Source organism: Cupriavidus campinensis (assembly GCF_905397395.1).
Classification (GTDB): Bacteria; Pseudomonadota; Gammaproteobacteria; order Burkholderiales; family Burkholderiaceae; genus Cupriavidus; species Cupriavidus campinensis.
Window position 1 is genome coordinate 97,859 of the sequence record NZ_CAJPVH010000016.1, and the last position, 8,639, is coordinate 106,497.

Genomic DNA, 8,639 nt, shown 5'->3' on the forward strand with positions numbered 1-8,639 from the left:
AGCGGGGTCACCGCTCACCCGTCCCGGGGAGCCCGATTGCCGCGCGGACATCTGGCCCGATGGAATCAGGCTTCGGTCAGCGTGGCTGCGGCGTCCTTCGAGAGCTTCTTCACTTTCCCAGCACGCGACGGCGGACGGCACAGGCTGCACACGAAGTTCGCGTGCGGCTCATAAGCGTGCGTCACGAACTGTCCGCCGCAACATGTGCACGAGGAAAGCTGCAGCATATTGCTCTCGAAAAACCGTACTAACGTCCAGGCACGGGTGAAACTTAAGACAATTTCGCCGCCCAGCAGCGAAACGTGCTCGAGGTACAGACGGTAAGCGGCCACTACGGCACGAATGCCCGACGTCTCGCCTTCCTGCACCATGAACTGGTACGCGGAGAAGAACAGGGACGAATGGATATTCGGCAGCCAGGTGGTGAACCAGTCAGTCGAGAACGGGAGCATGCCCTTGGGCGGCGACGCGCCCCGCAGCTCCTTGTAGAGGCGGATCAACCGGTCGCGCGAGAGCGTGGTCTCGGCTTCCAGCACCTGCAGGCGCGCGCCCAGGCCAATCAGCTCGATGGCGAGCTGGGTCTGGTTCGCGTCCTGCAGGACGCTTTTCCGGTTGGGGGCAGGGGTGGCCGTAAAGCTGCGGGCCGGCTGGGCCTGTAGGAGCGCGGTCAATTGAGCGACTCCACAGGTTGCCGGGCCAGCAGGATAGCAGCGTGGATCTGCTGCATATCGTGGCTCTTGGCCGTGTGGGTGAGCGTGGATAGCAGCGCATGATCGTCAAAGCGGAAACGGCACAGCACCATGTTCGATGCTGCCAGCTTGACGAGTTGCGCCGAGGTCAGTTTGGCAAGAATGTCGGCAATTTCCTTGCTGACGCCAAGCCTGAACATGGCTTCCACCTGGTTTTCGCGCACCAGTCTTTGCGCGAGCAGAAGATAGGCGAGATTGACCTCCCTGATCTCCTGGAGAACTTCACTGCTTTCCAATTTTTCCCCGCTACCAAAACCCTTCGACCGCTTGTCCGGCGCTTACCGGCTTCGTGTCCCTAGGGACACTGGCCGGCGACCAGATCGTTTAGTGCGTGTTCGATGGGTACGACGTACTACGAAAGAACTTCGCCCGGTTACACCTTCTCTCTGAAACGTTACATCTGTTACAGAGTGTAAGTGAAACTGTTACGTTTATATCGGCAATCGGCCCGGAATGCCAATCCCTACTTGAGTTGGGGTCCGGCAAATGTCGCACGGAAAAGACATGGCCCGCCGAATTTGTAACACCAGCACGCGCCTGCTTGTGGTTTACATCAAGCGCGTTCAAGCACGTAACGCATCGTGTACCAAACGGATACACGCCTTGTGCGGTGGACATGACATGGCCAGACGGAGGCCAGCAGATTCCACTATTGACGAACCAGCGCGCCTTGGCTAAACACGCGCCGCAGCCATGCGGCAAGCCGCGCAAAGACGTCGTCAGGCGCCTCACGGAACAGCTGCGGCCGCGCCCGCTCCACTTGCTCGAGCATGCGCGCGGCTTCGTCGGCACTGACCGAGCCGTACTCGAGCGCAAGGCCCAGCAGCGCGCGCATCTCGCCCACCTTGCTGCGGCCCAGCGCCTCGCTCTGCTCGGTCTGTAACGCATACATGACGTCATACGCGCGTTGGCGAAGACTGTCGGCAATCCGCCACGCCGGGGTACGCATGCGCTCCTCCAGCGTGCGGATGTCGATGGCCGACGCCGAAATCTGCGCAGCCAGCGCCTCGGTGAAGGCGGCGTCGGCGCCGGCCTCGGTGAGGATCTGCGTGGCCCACTCGCGCGCGTGCTCCACGCGCTGCTGCGGCGTCCAGTCGGGCTGGATGGCCAGGCCGAAGCCGAAGCGCTGGGCGTCGCGCATCAGCGCGGCCAGCGCGTTGGGCAGCTGCTTGTCGAAGACCTTCTTGGCCCAGCCGTATTCGCCGCTGGCCAGCAGCCGCATCACGGCGCGCTCGGTCAGCGGGCCGTCCTGCTGCATCAGCCGCGCCCGCAGGAAGTCGTCGAACGCAGGCGGCACGAACTGCGGGTCGATGCCAGTGGAAACTTTTACAAAGGCGTCGAAATCCGCGCGCAGCCTTGCCGTGGCTTCGGCCGACAGCGACAGGTTGATATCGGTAGTCATGATGTCATCGCATGCAAACGCGCCCCGGCGCAGCTTTTACAACGCTGCAGCCGGGGCGCACGGCGCGACTGGGCACGGCAGTCAGAACGGCGTGAGGCCGGTCAGAATGCGCTCCAGTCGCCGTTGTCGGATCCATTACCGGCCGCCGTGGCGGACGGACGCAACAGCTTCGGCTCGGCCGCTTCCGTGTCGTCGGCGGCTTCCGCTGCCGCCGCACCGGCACCCGCCACGACCAGCGCCGTGCCAGCCGCCTTGTTACGCGCGCCACGGGCCTTGGCACCCTTCGCCGAGGTTACCGCCTTGACGCCGGGCCGGGCCACCGAACGCGCCGCAGGCGCGGCCGACAGGCCCAGCGCGGGCGCCGTCGTCGCCGCATCGTCATGCGACAGCTTGTAACCCGACACCGAATCCTGCAGCTTCATCGCCTGATCCTGCAGCGAGCCCGCGGCAGCCGCGGCCTGCTCCACGAGCGCCGCGTTCTGCTGCGTCACCTCGTCCATCTGCGCCACGGCCTGGTTCACCTGTTCGATGCCCGAACTTTGCTCGGCCGAGGCCGCGCTGATCTCGCCCATGATGTCGGTCACGCGCTTCACGGCCTGGACGATCTCGCCCATGGTCGTGCCCGCCTGGCCCACCAGCGCCGCGCCGTTGTCCACGCGCGCCACGGTGTCGCCGATCAGGCCCTTGATTTCCTTGGCCGCGTTGGCGCTGCGCTGCGCCAGGCTGCGCACCTCGCCAGCCACCACGGCAAAGCCGCGGCCCTGTTCGCCGGCACGCGCCGCTTCCACGGCGGCGTTCAGCGCCAGGATGTTGGTCTGGAAAGCGATGCCTTCGATCACGCCGATGATGTCGACGATCTTGCGCGAGGCCTCGTTGATCTCGTCCATCGTCTGCACCACGCGGCCCACCACCTCGCCACCGCGCACGGCGGTCTCCGAGGCATTGGCGGCCAGCCCGCTGGCCTGACGTGCGTTATCGGCGTTCTGGCGCACCGTGCTGGTCAGCTCTTCCATGCTCGAGGCGGTTTCCTCGAGCGAGGCTGCCTGCTGCTCGGTACGCTGCGACAGGTCGTTGTTGCCAGCCGCGATCTCGCGCGATGCCGTGCCGATCGATTCCGCCGATTCCTTGAACTCGCGCACCATCGACGACAGTTGCTCCTGCATCTGGCTCATGGCCAGCAGCAGGCTGCCACGGTCGCCGTTGCGCAGCGCCACCTTGCCCGAGAAGTCGCCGTCGGCGATCTGCGAGGCGATGGACGCCGCATAGTCGGGCTCGCCGCCCAGCTGCTTGGACAGCTGCCGCGCCAGGAACCAGCCCAGCAGTACGGAAAGCCCCAGGCCACCCACCACCAGGATCAGCATCAGCACGCGCGAGCTGTTATAGACGCTGGTCGATTCGTCCATATTGGCCTTGGCGCGCTCGTCGCGACGCTTGACCATCTTGAACAGCACGTCTTCCAGCGCGCGGCTGTCCTTGAGCAGGTCAGCGCTCTCGGTGAACACGGTGGACTCGAACTGCGACGTGTCCAGCGGCTGCTTGCCGACCAGCGCCACATACTTCTCCATGCGCTCGCGGAAGGCCGGCAGCAGCGTTTCATACTGCTTGACCATTGCCTGGCCTTCCGGCGCCGAGAACGAGTCCTTGGCGGCCTTCACGCGCGACTCCATGGCGGCCAGCGATTTCTCGATGGTCTCGCGCTCGGTGGCGCGCTCGCCCATCGTCGAGGCGGACAGCAGCGCGATCTGCGAGCGGCTGGCGTAGACGAGGTTGATATTGCCGTCCTGCACGGCCTTCAGTGCCTGCAGGTCGCTGTTGTAGATCTTGCCGGTCCATTCCGCCATGCGCCCCATATTGACAACGCCCAGCAGGCCGACGATGGCGCCGATTACGGAAACGACCAGGAAGCCGGCAATGAGCCTGGTCGTAACGCGCAGTTGATTGAACCACTGCATAGAACTACCCCCTTCTGTCAAAAAAGACCGGGATGGGCATCGGTTGCCGCCTCCCGCGTTGTTATCGCGGCCGCAAGGCCGCTCTTACCCCGTTCCTGGCGCCACGTTGTGCCCGTGGCGTCTTGACGTTCAGATACTTGCGTACCCGGCTCCGCTCCCCACTTCCGGCGCCGGCAGGCCCTTGCGCGGGCGCGCCGGCCGGACTTCGGCCTGCAAGCTGACGCGGAAGGTGGATACCGACTCGCGCAACCGGTTGGCCTGTTCTTCCAGTGCGCCGGCCGCGGCAGCGGCCTGCTCCACCAGCGCAGCGTTCTGCTGCGTCACCTCGTCCATCTGCGCCACGGCCTGGTTCACCTGTTCGATGCCAGAACTCTGCTCCGCCGATGCCGAACTGATCTCGCCCATGATGTCGGTCACGCGGCGCACGGCCTGCACGATCTCGTCCATGGTTGCACCCGCGTCGCTCACCTGCGCCGCGCCGTTCTCCACGCGTGCCACGGTGTCGCCGATCAGGCCCTTGATTTCCTTGGCCGCGTTGGCGCTGCGCTGCGCCAGGCTGCGCACCTCGCCCGCCACGACGGCAAACCCCCGACCCTGCTCGCCGGCCCGGGCTGCTTCCACGGCGGCGTTCAGCGCCAGGATGTTGGTCTGGAAGGCGATCCCTTCGATCACGCCGATGATGTCGACGATCTTGCGCGAGGCCGCGTTGATCTCGTCCATTGTCTGCACCACGCGGCCCACGGCGTCACCGCCGCGCACGGCGGTGTCCGAGGCATTGGCAGCCAGCCCGGTCGCCTGGCGCGCGTTGTCGGCGTTCTGGCGCACCGTGCTGGTCAGCTGCTCCATGCTCGAGGCGGTTTCCTCGAGCGAGGCCGCCTGCTGCTCGGTGCGCTGCGACAGGTCGTTGTTGCCGGCCGCCACCTCGTGCGTGGCCGTGGAAATGTTCGCCATGCCTTCGTGGATGTCGTGCACCACGGACAGCAGGCTGCGCTGCATGGTGCGCATGGCCCGCGCCAGCGCGCCGATTTCATCGTTCGATTCGTGGTCGAAGCCAGTGGTCAGGTCGCCCGCGCCCATGCGCAGGGCGAAGTCGAGCATCTCGCCCACCGGGCGCTCCACCCGCGTCACCAGCATCGAGCCCGCCGCGAACGAGGACAGCACGGCCAGCCCGAAGGCGCCCCACAGCCACGGCCACAGTTGCGCAGCGGCCTCCGGCGCGAGCCAGTGCGCGCCGCCCGCAGCCGCCAGGAACCAGACCAGTCCGGCCAGCTGGGCCCAGAGGATGCGGCGCTTGAGGTCCACGCGCGTCAGGCGGCCCAACAGCCCGGCGAGGCCCGTGCGCACCACGGCGCCATCGCGAATCGCCAGCCCGCGCGCCCGGTTCTCCCGGAAGCGCTGGTACAGCGCGGCGGTGGCATCGATCTGCTCCCGGCTGGCCATCGCCCGGACCGAGGTGTAGCCCACCACGCGGCCCGCCACGCGCGTGGGCGTGACGGTGGCCAGCACCCAGTAGTGGTCGCCGTCCTTGCGGCGGTTCTTGACCAGGCCGGTCCAGGACTGGCCGGCCTCCAGGGCGCGCCAGAGATCGGCGAACGCTTCCGGCGGCATGTCGGGATGGCGCACGAGGTTATGCGGCGCGCCAAGCAGCTCCTCCGCCGTGAAGCCGCTGGTCTCGATGAACGCCCGGTTGGCGAAGGTGATCCGTCCCTTGAGATCGGTTCGCGAAATCAGATAGTCGTTCGGCGAGAGCAGGTGCTCGCGTTGGGTTACAGGCTGGTTGTTGCGCATGTCTCGTTGCTGCGTAAATGCCGTGGGCGCCAGCGCGCTTTGTCAGGCGTGCGCGCCGTAGGCCGGTGTGAAGTGGGGGGTCAGTGGCTGCTGGCCGCGGCGTCGATGGCGGCGAGGTCGTCGATGTTCATCAGCTTCTCGATGTCCGCCAGGATCAGCATGCGGCCCTCGAGCGAGCCCAGCCCGCGGATGTATTCGGTGTCCACGCCGCCGGAGAGCGCCGGGGCGGGCTTGATCTGCGCCGGCGCCAGCGTCAGCACGTCTGACACGCCGTCCACCACGATGCCGGTGGTGCGTTGATTGAGATCAACGATGATCACCACGGTGTACTGGTCGTAGCTGACCTCGGCCTGGTTGAACTTGATGCGCAGGTCGATGATGGGAACGATGGTGCCGCGCAGGTTGATCACGCCCTTCAGATAGGCGGGCGCGTTGGCGATCTGCGTCACCGATTCGTAGCCGCGAATCTCCTGCACCTTCAGGATGTCGATGCCGTACTCTTCGCGACCCAGGCGGAACGCGAGGAATTCCTCACCCGCGCCGTCTGCCTTGTTGATGCTCGTATTCATGGTTGCCCCCGCTGGCTGGATGGGTCGAGGCCGGGGTTCCGTGCCCCTTGGCTTGTGGCGACCCGCGATTTGCGACCCACAATATGCGGCCAGAGGCAGCCGGCACACGCCGGACACCTGCTATGGCCCTCCAGTATTTACGGCATCAAACGGGGTGAATGAAGGGCGACATGGACCCGGACATTACCCCTCCGTGGGAGGGGTCAGCAGGGCTTCCACCGACGCCATCAGCTCGTCCGGATCGAACGGCTTGGCCAGGAAACCGGACGCACCGGCCTCGCGGGCCTGGTCGCGGATGCGGTCGTCGTGCTCGGTGGAGAGCATCAGGATCGGCACGCCGGCATAGGCCGGCAACGCCCGCAGCGCGCGGATCAGCGTCAGGCCGTCCATGCCGGGCATCACCTGATCGGTCACCAGCATGCCGAAGCGCCCTTCCAGCGCCACCTCATGGGCTTCCTTGCCGTCAGCGGCCTCCGTCACCGTGTAGCCACCAGCCCGCAGGCAGGCGCCGATCATGCGGCGAAGGGAAGGCGAGTCGTCGACGACGAGAATGCTCGGGAGGGACATTGGGGGGACTCCGGGGGTAAAAGTTGGTCCGCCTGCGTGCGTGCAACGGGCGCGCGGGCGCCCAGGCGGCTGGCGACGGACGGGCCAGCCGTGTGCACGCGGTACGCGTGCCACTGCCCTGTCTTCAGCATAACGTCCCGTTCGCGCACGGATTTGAGGCAACAACACGCCAATTAGAGGGAAGCCTCTAATCCGGGAGACTGGCGCGGTGTCAGGCGCGCAGCGGTTCGGCGCCGTACAGGGTATCGGCGAAGGCCGAGGGCTCCAGCGGCAGCGCCATCAGGAAGCCCTGCACTTCGTCGCAGCCCATGCCGTGCAGGATGTCCAGCTGCGAGTTCGACTCCACGCCCTCCGCCACCACCTTCATGCGCAGTTCGTGCGCCAGCGCCACCATCGAGCCGACGATCGCGCGGCCCTGCGGGTCCGTATCGAGCCCGCCAATCAGCGTCCGGTCGATCTTGAGCGTGCCCACGCGCAGCCGCTTCAGGTAGCCCAGGCTCGAATAGCCGCTGCCAAAGTCGTCCAGCGCCACCTGGATGCCCAGCGCCTGCAGCTCCGCCAGCGTCTCCAGCGACTTGCCGATGTCCTTCATCGCCGCCGTCTCGGTAATCTCCAGCGTGATGGCCGAGGGCGGGATGTCGTGCTGGTGGATCTGCTCCAGCAGGTACTGCGGGAAATTCCGGCTCGCGAAACGCAGCCCGGACACATTGATCGCCACCGGCACGATGGGCAGCCCCGCGTCGTGCCACTGGCGCACCTGCGCGCAGACCGTGGCGATGACCCAGTCGTCGAGCTTGTCGATCTGGCCCGACTGCTCCGCCACCATGATGAATTCGGCCGGATTGACGGCGCCCAGCGTGGGATGGCGCCAGCGGCACAGCGCCTCGGCGCCCACCACGCGGCGGGTCTTCACATCGAACTTCGGCTGGTACATCAGCTTCAGCCCATCGTCCTGGATGGCCAGCCAGAGGTCGCGCCGGATCACGCGCATGCGGCGCGCGCGCTCGCCGGCGGCGGAATTGAACACGCGCACCTGGTTGGAGCCGCTCTCGCGCGCCTCCGCCAGGCTCACGCGGGCGGCCTGCATCAGCGCCTCGGAGGTCTGCGCGTCGCGCGGATAGATGGCGATGCCGATATTCACGCCGATCTGCATCTGCAGGCCCCGCGCCGCCACGAACTCGGCCAGGGAACCGAGCACGCGCGAGCCCAGTTCATGGGCCCGGCTGTGCTGCACCAGTTCCGGTACACCCACCGCAAATTCGTCGCGCGCCAGCCGGGCCAGGAAATCGTGCGGCTCCAGCGCGGCCTGCGCCAGCGCGCCGGCGTCCTGGGCGAGGATGTCGTCGGCGCGCACCTCGAATACTTCGTCCACCTCGCGGAAATCGGCAATATGGATCAGCAGCACCGCGCAGCCGGTCTCGGAGAGCCGGGCATGGGCGATGGTCTGGTCGAGCCAGCGCGCGAACGCGTTGCGGTCCGGCAGGTCGGTGGCCACGCTGTACTCGCCGACCGGGGCCTGTCCACGCGCGGCGGGCCGCACGGTCAGGCCGGGAATGCGCGGCGGACCGCGCCGCCCCGCGCGCTGGTCCTGGCGCGAGAGCATGCCGGCCGG

8 protein-coding genes are annotated in these 8,639 nt (G+C 66.8%); all 8 read right to left on the reverse strand.

The window, feature by feature from the left end:
• Positions 1-65 precede the first annotated feature (65 nt).
• Complete coding sequence (gene flhC, locus KHO18_RS12190; protein ID WP_144199847.1) at positions 66-671, reverse strand: flagellar transcriptional regulator FlhC; 606 nt, start codon at positions 669-671, stop codon at positions 66-68.
• Complete coding sequence (gene flhD, locus KHO18_RS12195; RefSeq protein WP_010812713.1) at positions 668-985, reverse strand: flagellar transcriptional regulator FlhD; 318 nt, start codon at positions 983-985, stop codon at positions 668-670. Before flhD ends, flhC begins: the two co-directional genes overlap by 4 nt.
• Before the next feature lie 413 nt (positions 986-1,398).
• Entirely contained in the window at positions 1,399-2,151 is a 753-nt protein-coding gene (locus tag KHO18_RS12200) for a DUF4088 domain-containing protein (protein WP_144199845.1), read from the reverse strand.
• Between the two features lie 101 nt (positions 2,152-2,252).
• A complete protein-coding gene (locus tag KHO18_RS12205) occupies positions 2,253-4,103 on the reverse strand; it encodes a methyl-accepting chemotaxis protein (RefSeq protein ID WP_144199843.1) in 1,851 nt (616 codons plus the stop codon).
• Between the two features lie 129 nt (positions 4,104-4,232).
• Positions 4,233-5,891: a methyl-accepting chemotaxis protein gene (locus tag KHO18_RS12210; protein ID WP_211943270.1), complete on the reverse strand. Its 1,659-nt coding sequence runs from the start codon at positions 5,889-5,891 to the stop codon at positions 4,233-4,235.
• Positions 5,892-5,971: 80 nt separating this feature from the next.
• Positions 5,972-6,460: a chemotaxis protein CheW gene (locus KHO18_RS12215; protein ID WP_144199839.1), complete on the reverse strand. Its 489-nt coding sequence runs from the start codon at positions 6,458-6,460 to the stop codon at positions 5,972-5,974.
• 183 nt (positions 6,461-6,643) lie between these two features.
• Positions 6,644-7,027, reverse strand: coding sequence for a response regulator (locus KHO18_RS12220; protein ID WP_144199837.1), 384 nt, complete (start codon positions 7,025-7,027; stop codon positions 6,644-6,646).
• A 211-nt stretch (positions 7,028-7,238) separates the two neighbouring features.
• The coding region (locus tag KHO18_RS12225; protein ID WP_211943271.1) for a putative bifunctional diguanylate cyclase/phosphodiesterase at positions 7,239-8,639 on the reverse strand (1,401 nt) is incomplete at its 5' end.